Here is a 14,383-nt window from a genome sequence, read left to right on the forward strand (position 1 = left end):
CGAACGACTGATTCCAAAAGCCGACGTCCGATACCATGTCGGCGTTTGTCTTCACGTAACACCCGCCGATGTTCTGACGGAGGACGAGGGAGATCCTCTGGGGCCAGTGGATCTCGATCCCGTCTTACGCGAAAAGCACTAATGTGCCGGTGTGCAAGTGCTGAGCATTCCCGGTGGACCACGCAGATGAGACGACTCGCCTACGTTGCTGGATTGGCGTCGTTGGTGATGGCGTGCGGAGCGAGCAGCGAGCCCTCGTCGAGCCGCGCACACACGCCTGGTGATACCGCGGTTCCAATTCCGCCCGAGGCGCAGCAACAGGCGGCGCGCGCGAGCGGTGTTGGGCGCCTGCTTTTCGAGTACGACAAGGTCGCGGCCGAAGGCACGGACGTGATGCTGGCCAACGCCGACGCAACCGACCGCGCGAGCCTCGGCGGCTACCTCGTCCTGCACGATGCGCTGCGCTGGTCTGTCGTCTTCTTCACGAAGGGCGACGATCCGCGCATCTGCGCGCGCATCACGATCGAGCCCGGAAAGCCGCCCGTCTTCCAGCGCGTCCGGCCCGCTGAACCTGCCAGCGATGCCGAACGCATCGCGATCCGCACCCGCCAGGCGGCAATCGCCGCCGTTCCGAGCGTGGTGCAGCCATTGAACCCCGTCGTTTTCACGGGCGCTGACGCCGTCGAAGTCCGACGGCTCGCGGGCGAGCTGGGCAGCGGACCACCCGACGAGAAGGTCATCGTCTACCTGCTCGCCGGCTCGACGCGGCCCAACGTTGCCGTGCTCGGCCGGCACTATCGAGCCGTGGCGCGCACAGACGGCACGATCGAGAAGATCGAACCAATGAGCAAAGCCCCAATCGAGATTCCAATGGCCCCACCTCCGGGCGCCAAGAGCGCCGGGCTGATGGTGAGTCATGTGCTCGGCGACTGGCCGACCGAGGCGCACGTCTTCGCTAGCCTGCTCTATCGACACCCCGTTTTCGTGATGACGGCCCGAGGCAACTTCAGCGTCGACGGCGAGCGCATCGAACGGCTTTCGCCGTAACGTCGAATCGTAGGAAAGACCGACGTGGCAACGGCTGTCGGTCGCAGAACGCATCACGAAGCGGATCCCTCGAGCTGAGAGAGGGCGAGGGTAGACAGCCCCGCCGCCCTCACGTGTCTTCCCATCGCGGCGCAACCGAGCTTGGCGAGTGCTGCGGGCGTCTCTGCGCTAATCGCCGGAGTCTGCGCCGCCGTCGGGCCCGTCGCCCGACGCGTCGAGCAGAGGCGCAGCCGCATCTTCGGCCGGGGCGCCGTAGACCGGTGACATCCTGCCGGGGTCACCCTCTTCGCCGCCACCTTCACCGCCATCGACCAGTGCCGATTGGCCTTTCTTGTCCGAGGTCGAGTCCGAACTCGAACAAGCCGATGACGCCGCGGCAATCGACAGAGTTCCGACGCCCAGCGCGTACATCGCAGCTCGGCTGAGACCTGCCGGGACACGCCGCACCGGCTCGGTCCCGAATCCGTCGGGTAGGTTGGTCTCGCAGAACGGGCAGCGTTCCTCCCCGACGCGCACGTGGCGCGCACATGAGGGACACGCCGACAGACGGCTCTTCGTCATCTCGACTCCATGGCTAAAGGGTTTCCGAACCAGATTCCAAGTCTTCTTCGACGAGGGCAAAAACGCCGTGATCGAACGGCTCACCGGGCGCGCTCTGCACGCGAACGACACGCTCTCGTTTTCCTCGCTTCTCGAGCTCGAGAGCACGATGGTGGCAATACGGGTTATTTCCAGCCTTGCCGAGCGTGACGAAGCTGGTCCACGTGCAGCCGCTCGCGCACTCTTCCGCGTAATAGCAAGTTCGACAGAAGCCCCAGAGATCGTCCACGGTCCTGTCACGCGTGTAGCGAAGAGGCTCGGCGCGCTCCCAGATGTCGAGCAGGCTCGCATCGCGAACGTTGCCGCCCGTCCAATGCTCGGTCGGCAACGATGGGCACCCCTTGATCGCGCCGTTCGCCTCGATTCCCAGCGTCGCGCGGCCCGCGCCGCACGAACCAGCATGACCGCTCACGTGATATCCGCGAAGCGTCGATTCGTAAGGGCCGAAATATCCGATGTTGTTTCCAGGTAACATTCGAACCGCGAGTTCGTCGCAGCGCTTCTTGAGTTCGGCTAGGCGTGGGAACAATTCGAGCAAGTCGTACGGCTGAAGGAGTACATCCGGCTCGTCGGCAGCGCGGCCCATCGGCACCGTGAGCTGGATTTGCCAGCTATGAACGCCAATGGCGGCAATCGACTCGAGAATGAAATCGAGATAGGGCACCGACAGACGATTGATCTGCGAGTTGCACGACACTCGCATGTTGCGTTCGCGCAGCGCCCGCAGGGCTTCGATCGCGGCGCGGTACGAACCTTTGACGCCCCGAAGGCGGTCGTGCGTGACTTCGTCGCCGTCGAGCGAGATGCTCGCACCGACGAGCCCCGCTTCATGTGCCTGCGCAACGAGCTCCGGCGTCAGACCTCGTCCACCCGAGGTCATCGTGGCGACCATCCCGTGGGCACGAATCGCACGCACGATGTCGAGCCAGTCTCCTCGGAGGTACGCCTCACCACCGATGAGGGTCACTTCCTTTACTCCAAGCGAGGCCATCTGCCCGACGAGGTCGAGCGCTTCTTTCGTATCGAGCTCGTCGGGACGCTCACGACCCGCACGCGAACCGCAATGCCGGCACGCGAGGTCACACGCGAGCGTGATCTCCCAAACCGCATAGATGGGCCGATATCGGCGATCGACGTCACGCGGCTCGCGGAGAGGGCGATGGCGCACACCGAGAGGTGCCGTTGGCGCGATGGGCAGCGCACGCTTGGGGCGCTCGCGCTGAAGCTCCTTTGCCCGGGCTTTCGCCGTCAACGGGTCGAACTTCTCCATCGTGCCGAGCGAGCGTACAAGAGTCGCGCCATCGCGAACACGCGGAACACGCGGAACACGCCCGTCTTTTCGGACACCGCTGCGTGCTGCGTGACCAGGGCTCGGTCGAGTCGAAGAACCATGATCATCGAGACGCAGGCCGGCTCAACATGGCACATCGAGAATGCCGGTCAGAAGCCTGTGTGCATTGATGTTGACGCCAATCCGAGCGCGAGGAGATCCTGGCCGGATGCGACGACTCGGGATCTGCGCGGTAACGTTCACGGTCATTCTGGCGGCTGCCTGTGGTGACAGCGACGGGACGAGCATCGGCGGGGGAGAGGACGGCGGCTCACCGGACGGTTCGACGACGTCCAGCGGTGACGCTGACGTGAGCGACGCTGACGTGAGCGACGCAGGAGCGGACGCCGACGACGCAGGCGACGCCGACGTGAGCTGTCCGATGGTCAATCCATGCACGGTGGGTGCCGTCGTGGACGGCGCCTGTGTCCAAAGCCCTGTCGACGACGGAACGGCGTGCGACGACGGGAACGCCTGCAACGGCGTCGATTCCTGCCAAGCTGGCACCTGCACGCCGGCGCATCCGGGCACGGTGGGCGACGACTTCGAGGGCAACGCGCTCGATGCCACCAAATGGAAGACGAACACGGCGATCCCGCAGGGCAACGCGTCGGTCGTCCAGAGCGGCGGCGTGGTCACGTTGGCGAACCGCGGTTATCTCGTCTCGGCGAAGCCGTTCGACCCGAAGCAGGGCGGCCTCCGTGTCACGGCAGAGTGGGCCTTCACCAGCTCGGACCTCGACTTTGTCTCGATCCTCACCCGCAGCGACGGGACGCCGGGAGGTGATCATAGCGAGACGAACGAAGGCATCGAGTGCTCCCTTTCGAGCGCTGGTCAGCTCTCCGTCCGCAAGCGAGAGGCGAGCGTTGGCTCGGGCATCGTCGAGGCGTCGGACGCGCTCCTGTTCGCAATGAACGAAGAGGTGATCCTCGAGATGTTCGACGATGGCACGAACGTCACCTGCACCGCCCGGCGCGAGTTGGACAACGCGCGCGTCTCCGTCACCTCCGCGTTCACGACCACGTTTGCCAAGAACCACGTCGTCATCCATAACCGCGAGAACGCCGACGGTACGCACACCGGCGATCTCGACAACATCACGATCGAGGGCGGCGTCAGCAAGCGGCCCTTCGCTCAGTGGACCTTCGACGAGGCGATCACGTCGACCGCTCTCGATTGGGCCGGCCCCTACGACGGCAGCTTCGGCTCGACAGCGCAGCGCGTGTCGCGAGCGAGCTTCGGCGGCGCCGCCAGCGTCGTCGGCGATGCAAACTCCTACTTCGACTTCGGCGGCGCGCTCGGCGCGCTCGGAACGAAGAACTTCAGCCTCGCTTTCTGGATGAAAGCGCCGACTCCGAGTGGCGTGTACGATTTTCTCGGCAACCGCGACTCCTCGAGCAACGGGCACTATCTCGGCATCCGGATCACGGAAACCGGTACCCTCAACGCGGAGGCCTCCGGCCTTGAGGTGGCGGGCGGCAATCTCGTGTCTACGGTCGTCGGAGACGGCACGTGGCATCACGTCGTTCTCCGGCGGAATGGGGAGACGCTGACCTGGTTCGTCGACGGTGCGCAGGTCGCGACCGGACAGATCGACGGCGTCCCGAACATCTCGAGCACGAAGCACTTCCTCTTCGGCAAGAGCCCGTTCAGCAACATCTACACGACTTACGCCACCGGCTCGATCGACGATCTTCGCCTCTACGACTACGACCTCCAAAGCTGCGAAGTCCGGAACATCTACGGCACGCCCTGAGCGCTGGCCCGCCGCGAAGGACGGGCCCTTCGCGCGAGCCTCTGGTCGAACATGCTCGGGGCCGTCAGCCGCCGAACAGACCGACGCCTTTCGCGAAGAAGAAGAGACCTGCGACGCCGATGGCCATGCTCGCCAACCAGAGCGGCCGTCGCCGCGTGAGCGCCGCGATCGCTGCGAGCGCAATCGATATCTGGAAGATGGTAACGGCGAGCGCGAATCGATGATGCCGATGGTAATGCTCTTCCCCGGCCTTGCCCTTCTCCTCCGACTCGTTCTCTAGCGCGCGCGCCTCACGCTCGATGTCCTGCCGCTCGTGCTCGTACCTATCGCGCTCGGCGCGGAACTTCGCGATGGTCTCGGGGTTCGTCGCGGTCTCGAGCTGCACCTCGTAGAGTGCCATCTTGATGTTCTTGGCTTGGTAGTACGCCCATTGGTCACTGGCCTTCGTCTGCGCGAGGATCGATTCGTTCTTCGAGAGCAGCGCTTCGCTCTCGGCCGCGCCCGACTGGAGCGACGCGATGGCGGCGAAGACCGCGATGATCGCCGTCGACAACGACAGGTGCATGATCCAGCCAGCCGGCTCACCGCCGCCGTGCTGCGCGTGCTCGACGTGCTCGCGCGTCTCATCGAGCTGTGCTTTCAGCTCGGGCGTCTCCAGATTCTCCTCGGGCATGGGCGTCCGGTCTCCGCTGATCGAAGATATCCATGAACGCGCCTTGCGCGCGTGTGCCACCGAGCCGCTGCGCGCTGTGCGCTACGCCAGAGACAGCTCTCAGCGAGCGCGCCAGTCGTGGTGGTGCGACGTCGAATTCGTGCGACGCCGGGTGGTGTGAAAATAATGACCATGGCGAAGTTTCACGAGCCAATGCGAACATGAGGAAGACGGATCATTCCGTTCTTCAGCAGACGGCGCGCTCGCCAACCAGATCGCCGGCCTTTACGTAAACGCCGTGGGCGTTGAGTGGTCGGTTCCGTTCTTGTAGGCCTTGATAGGTGCCACCGCGACGACAGACTGCCGTGCTCCGCGAGCGACCGGACCTCGTTGCGGTTCTCGAGGCGGCTTACGCCGACCGTGACGACGAGAAGGCTTGGGCCGAAGACCTCGTTCGCTCGACGCAGCATCTCTTCCCTCGTGCCACCGGTGTCGGCCTGCACATCATCGAACACGATGCGGACTTCACTCACCTCGAGATACACCGCCCCGTTGCGTTCGGTGGAGCGCAAGGCCTTGCAGCCGTCACCTCCGAAGTGGCGAGCCTCGTCGGACCGAACACATCCCGTCGGTATTATTCGCCCGACCGTCTAGCAACCACGCACTCCGAGATCGACATGACCGTCGATGCTCGGTCGCGTGAGCTCCTCGCCAAATATCGGAAAGCTGCAGGCTTCACCGATGCGCTGGGGCTGAAGGGGGAGGCCGAGCCTGGTCTCAAGTTCGTTGTCTACATGACCTTCGACGAACGCGTGTCGATCGAACGCGCCGAGCGCGAGCATCTTTCACGCGTTGCCCTTCACCTCGAAAGCGCGGTCCGGCTCCGGTACCGACCGGAGACGATGCGCGCAGTCATCTCGCCGGACGGCGTGGTGCACCATCTCACCGATGGCGCGCTCCGCGCATCCGAGCTCGAGCAACGAGTGGCGCTGATCGAGTCCGCGCGGAAGAAGAGCGCTCGCAACGATCCTGCGAGCATCGCGGTCTGGGAAGCGTTGCTCGAGGGACGGGTCAGCCTCGTCGAGCGAACGATCTCCGGCAAGCGTTACTACCTCCTCGTCGACAACCCGCCTGCACGTTGCGGAGTGCGCGAGCTCACACAACGTGAGGTCGGCGTCGTCCGCATGGCCGCGCGCGGACTCCCGAGCAAACTCCTGAGCTACGGCTTGGGCCTCTCGCCCCAGACCATCTCGCGTACGCTGTCCTCCGCGGCGAACAAGATTGGCCTTTCATCGAGTCTCCAGCTCGTACGCATCGCAGCACACTTCTCGTCCAGCCCCAGCAACGAGCTCGACGCGAACGCGCTCACCTCTGTCGAACGAGAGATCCTGGAGCTCATTCGCCAGGGCCTCTCCAACTCCGAGATCGCCCGAGCGCGAGGGCGTTCCGCGCGCACCGTCGCGAACCAGGTCGCCTCGATCCTACGCAAAACGCATTCGCCAACGCGCCGAGCCCTCGTCGCCTCGAATTCCGCTCAAGCGCGGAAGGGACCTGCGTAGTGCCCGTGTGAAACGGCGGCTTCGCTCGATCAGCTCTTTGCTTCAGCGTGCAATCCAGCCTCTGGCGTTGCGAGGTATCCTGCGCGCGTGAGCTCGAACCTGTCCTTCGAGATCCACGCACGCGCCGACGGCGAAGTCCCCCTACGGGGTCCGCACGTTGCGTCGGCGTTCCTCGAGGCGATCAACGGACGATCAGTTCGACCGAGTTTGGCGGAAGACTTTGAATCGGTTCGGGTGAGCTCGAGGGCGGGGCGGCCAGATCACGCGAGTAGCGGCTGGAGCCAACGCTCCATCGACTCCGTTTTCGTCATCGCGAATGGCGTCGGAGCGTCGAGCTGCACGAGCGTTCCGCTCCGCGTGCGTTCGACGGTCAGCCCGTCGGGAATCTTCTTCGAAAGCCTACGCGCCCCCGCGGTCGGGACGAGCACGAGCCATCCTGGCGACCGCACGTGGGAGCGAAGCCAGGGCGTCTGCGCGCGGAGGTGGGACGCTTCCGCGGCGTCCGCGACGTTCGCGACGTTCGCGACGAGAGCTTCGTAGGGAAGCGCATGCGACGCGAGCGTGCGCTCGGGGCCCTGGGCCGTCAGGATCCCCGAAACACAACCCTCGAGGTCCACACAAGCCTCGACCAGTGTGCGCAGCGCCTGCGTGATGGCTTCTTCGGGGGCATCTGCACCCGGACGAGCGATGCACGCACCGAATCGAAGTGGCCGCTCGTCCTCCTCCGACGCATTCGCGGGGCTCTCGATCCAAAAGAGCGGCGCGCCGTGTACGGGCACGAATCGGGGGGTCGACGACAGCTCGATGCTCCCACCGCGCATCCGCTGCAGACGAACGGAAGACGTTCGCGTGAAGGGGGCGGCGAGTACCTCACGCTTTGCGCCGCGCGCGGCTCGAACAGCGAGCCCGTTCGTCGGGCAGAAGGCATGCAAAAGCGCCGAAAGACGTTCGGCCACCGACTCGAGGTTCGCGCGGTCGTCGAAGGCGAGCTCGAGGACGACGTGCTGGCGCCCGCGATACGCTGCGACCTCCGGCTCGAAGCCCGTCCACGTGGGACTGCCTTCCGGAAGGACCGGCAAAGGCGCACCACTTCGGAAGACGAACAGCTCGTCGGCACGGTGTTCCATGCGCGAACGGCTAGCACGCCGGCGGTCCCGGCGCCCGTCTTGACGACGAGCGATCCGATGGAGGATCGAGAGGAGAGTGGTAGAACGCACGCATGGATGTCGAGGCACGCTTTCGCGAGATGACCACGCGCTATCTCCGTCGCTCTTGGCGCGCCGAAGACGGGCTCCCGCCAGCGGAAGTCGCGTCGGCCGAGCGGCGGTTGGGGCGGCCGATCCCGGTAGCGGTTCGCGCGTTTTATCTCAATCTCGGCGGTGTCGACGTCTTGTGCCGTATTCACAACGAGATTCGTCGTCCCGATAAGCTCGATTTTGAAGATGGGTATTTGATCTTCATGGACGAGAATCAGGACGTCGTAACTTGGGGGCTACGTTGCGACGATCTCGGGCAAGCCGACCCGACGGCTTGGCAACGCAACAATACGCCGCCCACCGAGTGGTTCAGCGAGGAGAAGTCGTTCAGCGACCTCCTGCAGAGCATGTTCGACTGGTACGAGGAATCGGGCATCCTCGACGAGAGCACGGACAGCCAGGAGCCCCCCGAGTCGTGAGGCGCCGTCTACGTAGACGCTCGGCTACATGGACAGAATGGTGGCATATACTCCCTGCGTGACGAGCGCCCTGGATAGATGATCTTTGGTATCCGGCGAGGTATAGTCGGACCATTTTGAAATTCTCCAATCGGCGTTCACGGTCGCTTTTCCTCTTTGCAACGACGATTGTCGGTCTCGTCGCGTGCGGAACCGGCAGCGACGACGCGGCACCCCAGCCGAGCGGTGATGCTGGGAGTTCCCAGACCAGTGGCGACGCCGGCACGACTCCGCCGGGCGACGACGCAGGTACCACCGATGCGGGCGGTCCGAAGAATCGCTCCTATTCGGTTCGCGGTGTCGTCACCGACGTGCGTGGCACCGGGCTGATTCTCGCGAACGCCGGTGAGTCGCTTCCGATCGCTGCTGGCGCCGCTTCGTTTGCATTCACCAAGATCGTGGCCGAGGGCGCGGCTTACGACGTGACCATCGCGAGCCAGCCATCGAACCCGAAGCAGACATGCTCCGTGCTGCACGGCAGCGGAACGGCGTCGAAGGACGTCACTGATGTCGAAGTGCACTGCGCGAACGACGTCTTCCCGATCGATGTCACCGTCAACGGTCTCGAGGGCAGCGGTCTCGTCCTCCAGAACAACGGCGGGGACGATCTCGCCCTCGCTCCGGGCAACGCCGCTGTCGTCACTGGCACGTTCGCGACGAAGATCGAATCGGGGAGCGGGTTCGAGGTGACCGTCAAGACGCAGCCGACCTCGCCGGCGCAGCAATGCACGGTCGCCGGTGGCAAGGGGACCATCGTCGCCGGCGCGGTCTCGGTCACCGTGAGCTGTCAGACCAAGCGCGCCGTCGGCGGCTCCGTCACGGGCCTCGCGGGCACCGGTCTTCGCCTGAAGAACAACGACGGAGACGAGGTGGCCGTCAACGCCAGCACCTTCGCCTTCCCCACGCCGCTTCTCCCCGGCGCGACCTACCACGCGACGATCTCCGCGCAGCCCACGAATCCGTGGCAAACGTGCACGATCGCGGGCGCGGATGGCGTCGTCGGAGCCACCGACGTGGACTCTGTCGCCGTGACGTGTGAAACCCACGAGCACACCGTCGGTGGCACGATCAGCGGCCTCACGGGCAAGAACGCCAAGTTGACGCTCAACGGGACCGTCGTTCTGGACGTCGCGGCCAGCGCCACCTCGTTCGTCTTCCCGGGCGGCATCGCGAGCGGCAAGCCATACACGGTGGAAGTGTCGACGCAGCCGTCGTCCCCCACGCAGAGGTGCACGGTCACGCACGGGACCGGCACGATCGAGGACGCTGACGTCGACGACGTCGCCATCGATTGCGCGACGAGCTCGTTCTACGTCGGCGGGAAGGTCACTGGAACGGTGGGCGCAGGCCTCGTCCTCCGCAACAACCACCGGGCGGACGACGAGATCACGATGAACGCGGCGGGGACGTTCAGGTTCGCGACCAAGTCGAGCAGCGGATCGAGCTACGACGTCACGTTGGAGAACGTGCCCGACGGTTACAGGTGCATGCTCTCGGACGGTTCCGGGACCGTGACCAGCGAGGACGTTTCGAGCGTTCTCGTCGACTGCGTGCCGGTCAAGAAGGTCTTCGCCACGAGCATGCGCTTCGGCGGCAACTTTGGCGGGCTCGCCGGCGCCGACGGCAAATGCCAGGACCTGGCGACCATCGCCAACCTCTCGGGCACGTACAAGGCTTGGCTGAGCGATACCACCGGCTCACCCTCCACGCGCTTCACGCGTTCGGCGGGCCCGTACGTCCTCGTCGACGGCACGGTGGTGGCGAACAACTACGATGATCTCGTCAGCGGTGGGATCCGGCACGCGATCGACCTGACCGAGTACGGCAACCCCGGCACCTTCGATCCGAAGGCGGCCTCGCAGAAGTACGTCTGGTCGAACACGATGGTGAACGGCAGGCTCTACCAGAGCTGGGCATCATGCAACAACTGGACGGTCACCGACGGTTCCGAGCAGGGCAATTGGGGATCGGCAGCGGCTGTCGACGCGACGTGGAGCTCGTTCGGCACCGCCGGGTGCAACTTCTTGACCGCGCCGCTCTACTGCTTCGAGCAGTGAGTTCGGTCGGGACGCAGCCCGCTCGATATCCACACCGCCCCGGCTTCAAGCCGGGCGGCAAAGCGGGCTTCACCTCGGCGCCGAGCGATGCTGGAGCGGGCCGCCTGCAGATCGATCTCAGCGCCGAAGGTGGCTACATTCTGAAAGGCGAGATCGAGGTTTCGAACTGCAATCAGCTCGAACGCAACGAGAGCTCGAAAGCCGCCTGGAGCGCCCCTCGGCGAGTGCACACCCGTCGAGGTAGGATGTCGTCGTGATCTACGTCACCGTCGAGAGGTTGGTGAAGCGCCGACCGGAGGTCGTCTGGGAAGTTCTCTGCGACGTCTCTTCCCTCACGAGCTGGAGTGAGGGCATCGTGGAGGCGACCATCGCGAGTGAGGAGAAGAAGGGCGCCGGCATGGTTGTCGCCATTGTCGGTCGGACGAAGGGAAAGAGCGTCCGCGTGAAATGTGAAGTCACCGCTTGGCGCGAGAACGCGCTGCTTGCCCTCGAAGCCGATACACCGAATAGGTCGTTCTTCCATCGCGCGACGCTCGACGCCACACCCGAAGGCACTCGCCTCGGCGTCTACGCGGAGATCATGTTCAAGGACAAGATCTCCGGGTTCCTGAAGCACCCTGGCGGTATCTTCGAACCGTCGCCCGCGGATCTCGAGCGCCAGCGCATGTACGAGCGAAGCGTGGATGCGCTCGTGAAGCGCATCGAATCCTTCTCGGTCGTGCCGTATCGCTGATCGCTACTCGATCGCAGCACGCGCAGAGTCTCGACCGATGGCCTCCGTGCAGGCACCGTCCAAGACCGCTTCAGGACCGGTCACGAACTTCGGCGTAGAGGGTCGGTGTTTGCGGCGTACACATCTCACGCATGCAAGACGTGCATCCTGCTTCTGCACCCATTGAGAGTCGTCGTCGCGATGCTCGCGAGTGGACGAGCGAGGTGCCGGCCCTCGCCGTCGGTCCACTGGCAGTCGTCGAGGCCTTGCTCAAGTCCCCAGCGAGTGTCCTGCGAGCGATTCGCGAGGAGCGTGGCGCGCTTCTCCGGCTGTCTGCGACGTTGTTCGTGTCGCTCGCGATCGTGGGACTCGGCGTCGCGTCGTTCAGCGGCGGCCTGCAGTTTCTCTTCGTGCCGCTCAAGCTGGCATTTGGAGTCTTTGCCTGCGCGGTCATTTGCCTGCCGAGTCTGCACGTCTTTTCGTGTCTCGCCGGCGCGACGCAGAGCCTGAAGGAGACGTGCGGAGCGCTCCTCATGGGCGTCGCTTTGACCGGTCTTCTTCTTCTCGGCTTCGCGCCGATCGCGTGGCTCTTCTCGCAGGCGACGAGGTCGGTCGCGTTCATGGGCGCACTTCATCTCGGGTTTCTCTCCCTCAGCTGCACTCTGGGCCTCGGCCTCGTCCAGCGCACGCTCGCGGCGATGAACTCCGCGCCCATTCGGGGGCTCCGCCTCTGGAGCGTACTCTTCGTGCTCGTCGTCCTGCAGATGAGCACGACGCTTCGCCCGCTCCTCGGTGAAGCCAGGGGCTTCGGCTTCCAAGACCGGCTCTTCTTCTTCGCGCATTGGCTTTCGGTGATCAACGCATGATGACCGCGTTGACCGGGGCCGGGATCCTGGGGCCCGCGACGATCTGCCGTCTCGACGCTCGCCTGCTCGAACGTATCTCGCGCGGCGAGCGGCTCGGCGGGGTCGCGATCTCTGCGGCCTGCACGATCGTGCTCGGAGCAGGGACCTACGGGATTGCGTTCGGCATTTGGCGCGCATTCGAGCAGGCCGCCTACTCGGCGGTGAAGCTGCCGACGCTCCTGCTCTTGGTCGCGGCCTGCACGCTCGCTTTGAGCGTCATGCTCGCGTCCGTTCTCCGGTCGAAGCTCTCGTTTTCGCAGACCGCCGTCGCGATTCTGCTGTCGCTCGCTGTCACGTCCGCCGTACTCGGCGCGATGGCTCCGATCTCGATTGTCGTGGCGCTCGTGGCGCCGCCCCCGGATCCCGCAGCGCTCGGACTGGCGATCGACCATCCGCGCGTTCTCCCATCGCTCGCCGTCGCACGAATGCAGCTCCTCCTTCACGTCGCCGTGATCGCGTGCGCCGGGATCGTCGGGGTCGTGCGCTTGCGCGGGCTTCTACGACGTCTCGGGTTGAGGCTCGTGGTGGTCAGACGCGTTCTCGTGAGCTTCTTGTCGATCCAGTTCCTCGTCGGGGTGGAGCTCTCTTGGCTGCTTCGTCCGTTCTTCGGTCGACCGCACCTTCCGCCGACCTTTTCCTGCGATGATCTTCTGAAGGGAAACTTCTTCGAAGAGCTCGCTGTGGCGATGCGGCCGCTCTTCGGTGATGCGACGTCAACCGTGCTCGCCGTCGTTCTCGGTGGCGTCGCGCTCACTGCAGTCGTCGTTCTCGGGCATGAGCCAGCGACGTACACGGAGATCGAGATCGGCAGCTCGGGTCTCGCCGTTCGTGACGCGGATGGGGAGCGCGTCGTGCCGTGGAACCTGATCGTGTCCGTGCGTCGCATCGGGCTCGACGTGCTCGTCGAGCTTCGCCCGGACGAGACCCTCGCAGGTGACTTCGTTCGTGCGGGCTGCAACGACGCGGAAGCGGCGCGCGTTCTCGCGCAACGCATCGAGGACGCACGAACGAGCATCCAGCTCGGCCCGTTTCGTACGGTTGGAGTGTGACTCCGGCAGTGGCCGGCAGAGACTTCGCGGCAGCGCCAGCCTTCGACGACTTCGACGTCCAGCGCGCCTACTACAAGAACCTGCCCGGAGCTCTTCTCTACCTGGCCGCGCGAGCACGTCGGCACGCATTAGGGAGGGGCTCGTCGTAGCCGGTGAAGCAAAGCTGCGCGGTCGACGCGGTCAGTGATACGCCCGCCCCGTTTCGGGCGCCACGGGCAGCGCAGGTGCATCGACGTAGATGGCACGGAGTAGATTTTCCGCCTTCGAAGCTTCGAGGGCGAAAGAGATTCCAACGATCCCCACCCCAAAGAGAGGAAACGCGAGCCAAGGTAGTAGGGCTGCGTTACCAGCAATGATTGCTGGTAACACTGCCAAAGCTCCGACGGTGGCGCCGGTCATCCAGACCGCCATGAAGAGTGCGACGAACGCGTGTAGCCGCATGGTCACGCCAAGGCGTGCACCGCCACGATGCCACGGCTCCACGACCACGCGGATGTTCGGCAGAAAGGCGTTCTGGCCTCTGATTCGGCGTCTGAGCTCGAACTCGGACGTCCCGCGGACGCGTCCGACGAATGGAGCGGTTCCGGTGCCACCGAAGAGCATTCCGCCCTTGTCGACGCGCTTCTTCAGCTCGACGATCGCAACCTCGGGCGACCAGCAGGTGGTGATGTCGAAAGTCCGCCAAGGGAGGAGGTCTCGCAGTTGCACGCATCTCGAGGGTAGCCCTCAGGAGATTGGCGTCGTCATCTTTGTAGGCAGGAATCCGCCAGTCGGTACGTGAATCGAGCTACGCACGACAATGTCGAACAGGCGCTCGGAGGCCGCCGTTGGCGAAAGGCGCGGTCCTAGCGGCTCCTCCACCCCAGCTCCATGCGTCCGTCGAGCGAGACTTCTTCGGCGTTGTCGTCGGGCCCGTCGGAGGCAACGCTCGGGATCTGCGCGATCCGTGCCGCGAGGGCCGGGGGAGCGGGGGAGCCTTCGGCGCGAGGCATCGACGGTGCA

15 protein-coding genes are annotated in these 14,383 nt (G+C 64.9%); 9 read left to right on the plus strand and 6 right to left on the minus strand.

Translation table 11 applies throughout. The features are described 5' to 3' along the window. Nucleotides 1-186: 186 nt before the first annotated feature. Nucleotides 187-1,047: a hypothetical protein gene (locus tag AKJ09_RS26680; RefSeq protein WP_146650516.1), complete on the plus strand. Its 861-nt coding sequence runs from the start codon at nt 187-189 to the stop codon at nt 1,045-1,047. Nucleotides 1,048-1,215: 168 nt separating this feature from the next. Here AKJ09_RS26680 and AKJ09_RS26685 read toward each other — a convergent pair whose 3' ends face one another. Beyond that, nucleotides 1,216-1,608, minus strand: a complete 393-nt coding sequence (locus tag AKJ09_RS26685) for a hypothetical protein (protein WP_146650517.1) — start codon at nt 1,606-1,608, stop codon at nt 1,216-1,218. Nucleotides 1,609-1,621: 13 nt separating this feature from the next. Continuing rightward, entirely contained in the window at nt 1,622-2,917 is a 1,296-nt protein-coding gene (locus tag AKJ09_RS26690; RefSeq protein WP_146650519.1) for a radical SAM/SPASM domain-containing protein, read from the minus strand. 229 nt (nt 2,918-3,146) lie between these two features. Between AKJ09_RS26690 and AKJ09_RS26695 the strand changes: the two genes are divergently transcribed. Further along, nucleotides 3,147-4,733: a LamG domain-containing protein gene (locus tag AKJ09_RS26695; RefSeq protein WP_146650521.1), complete on the plus strand. Its 1,587-nt coding sequence runs from the start codon at nt 3,147-3,149 to the stop codon at nt 4,731-4,733. Nucleotides 4,734-4,797: 64 nt separating this feature from the next. Here AKJ09_RS26695 and AKJ09_RS26700 read toward each other — a convergent pair whose 3' ends face one another. Then, on the minus strand, nt 4,798-5,406 hold the full coding sequence (locus AKJ09_RS26700) for a DUF4337 domain-containing protein (protein ID WP_146650523.1): 609 nt from the start codon (nt 5,404-5,406) through the stop codon (nt 4,798-4,800). A 344-nt stretch (nt 5,407-5,750) separates the two neighbouring features. Between AKJ09_RS26700 and AKJ09_RS26705 the strand changes: the two genes are divergently transcribed. Next, nucleotides 5,751-6,944, plus strand: a complete 1,194-nt coding sequence (locus AKJ09_RS26705) for a helix-turn-helix transcriptional regulator (RefSeq protein ID WP_146650525.1) — start codon at nt 5,751-5,753, stop codon at nt 6,942-6,944. Between the two features lie 260 nt (nt 6,945-7,204). Here the strand turns inward: AKJ09_RS26705 and AKJ09_RS26710 are convergent, their stop codons facing one another. Beyond that, nucleotides 7,205-8,071, minus strand: coding sequence for a hypothetical protein (locus AKJ09_RS26710; RefSeq protein ID WP_146650527.1), 867 nt, complete (start codon nt 8,069-8,071; stop codon nt 7,205-7,207). A 92-nt stretch (nt 8,072-8,163) separates the two neighbouring features. Here AKJ09_RS26710 and AKJ09_RS26715 point away from each other — a divergent pair, with 92 nt between their 5' ends. The 6 genes from AKJ09_RS26715 to AKJ09_RS26740 all read left to right on the plus strand — a co-directional run bounded on the left by AKJ09_RS26715 (nt 8,164) and on the right by AKJ09_RS26740 (nt 13,381). Beyond that, nucleotides 8,164-8,619 carry an SMI1/KNR4 family protein gene (locus AKJ09_RS26715; protein WP_146650529.1) on the plus strand — a complete coding sequence of 152 codons (456 nt, stop codon included), beginning with the start codon at nt 8,164-8,166 and terminating at the stop codon, nt 8,617-8,619. Between the two features lie 116 nt (nt 8,620-8,735). After that, entirely contained in the window at nt 8,736-10,715 is a 1,980-nt protein-coding gene (locus tag AKJ09_RS26720; protein WP_146650531.1) for a hypothetical protein, read from the plus strand. Next, entirely contained in the window at nt 10,712-10,972 is a 261-nt protein-coding gene (locus AKJ09_RS26725) for a hypothetical protein (protein ID WP_146650533.1), read from the plus strand. The genes AKJ09_RS26720 and AKJ09_RS26725 overlap by 4 nt, the downstream gene beginning before the upstream one ends. After that, on the plus strand, nt 10,969-11,448 hold the full coding sequence (locus tag AKJ09_RS26730; protein WP_146650535.1) for an SRPBCC family protein: 480 nt from the start codon (nt 10,969-10,971) through the stop codon (nt 11,446-11,448). Before AKJ09_RS26725 ends, AKJ09_RS26730 begins: the two co-directional genes overlap by 4 nt. Nucleotides 11,449-11,579: 131 nt before the next feature. Beyond that, nucleotides 11,580-12,293: a hypothetical protein gene (locus AKJ09_RS26735; RefSeq protein ID WP_205633814.1), complete on the plus strand. Its 714-nt coding sequence runs from the start codon at nt 11,580-11,582 to the stop codon at nt 12,291-12,293. Further along, nucleotides 12,290-13,381, plus strand: a complete 1,092-nt coding sequence (locus AKJ09_RS26740; RefSeq protein ID WP_146650539.1) for a hypothetical protein — start codon at nt 12,290-12,292, stop codon at nt 13,379-13,381. The genes AKJ09_RS26735 and AKJ09_RS26740 overlap by 4 nt, the downstream gene beginning before the upstream one ends. Nucleotides 13,382-13,561: 180 nt before the next feature. Here AKJ09_RS26740 and AKJ09_RS26745 read toward each other — a convergent pair whose 3' ends face one another. Both AKJ09_RS26745 and AKJ09_RS53310 read right to left on the minus strand, forming a co-directional pair. Beyond that, the gene (locus AKJ09_RS26745; RefSeq protein ID WP_146650540.1) at nt 13,562-14,089 is read right to left on the minus strand and encodes a hypothetical protein; all 528 of its coding nucleotides are present in this window, start codon (nt 14,087-14,089) and stop codon (nt 13,562-13,564) included. Between the two features lie 137 nt (nt 14,090-14,226). Next, nucleotides 14,227-14,373, minus strand: coding sequence for a hypothetical protein (locus AKJ09_RS53310; protein ID WP_169927887.1), 147 nt, complete (start codon nt 14,371-14,373; stop codon nt 14,227-14,229). Between the last annotated feature and the right edge of the window lie 10 nt (nt 14,374-14,383).

Origin of the sequence: Labilithrix luteola (assembly GCF_001263205.1) — a bacterium.
Lineage (GTDB): Bacteria > Myxococcota_A > Polyangia > Polyangiales > Polyangiaceae > Labilithrix > Labilithrix luteola.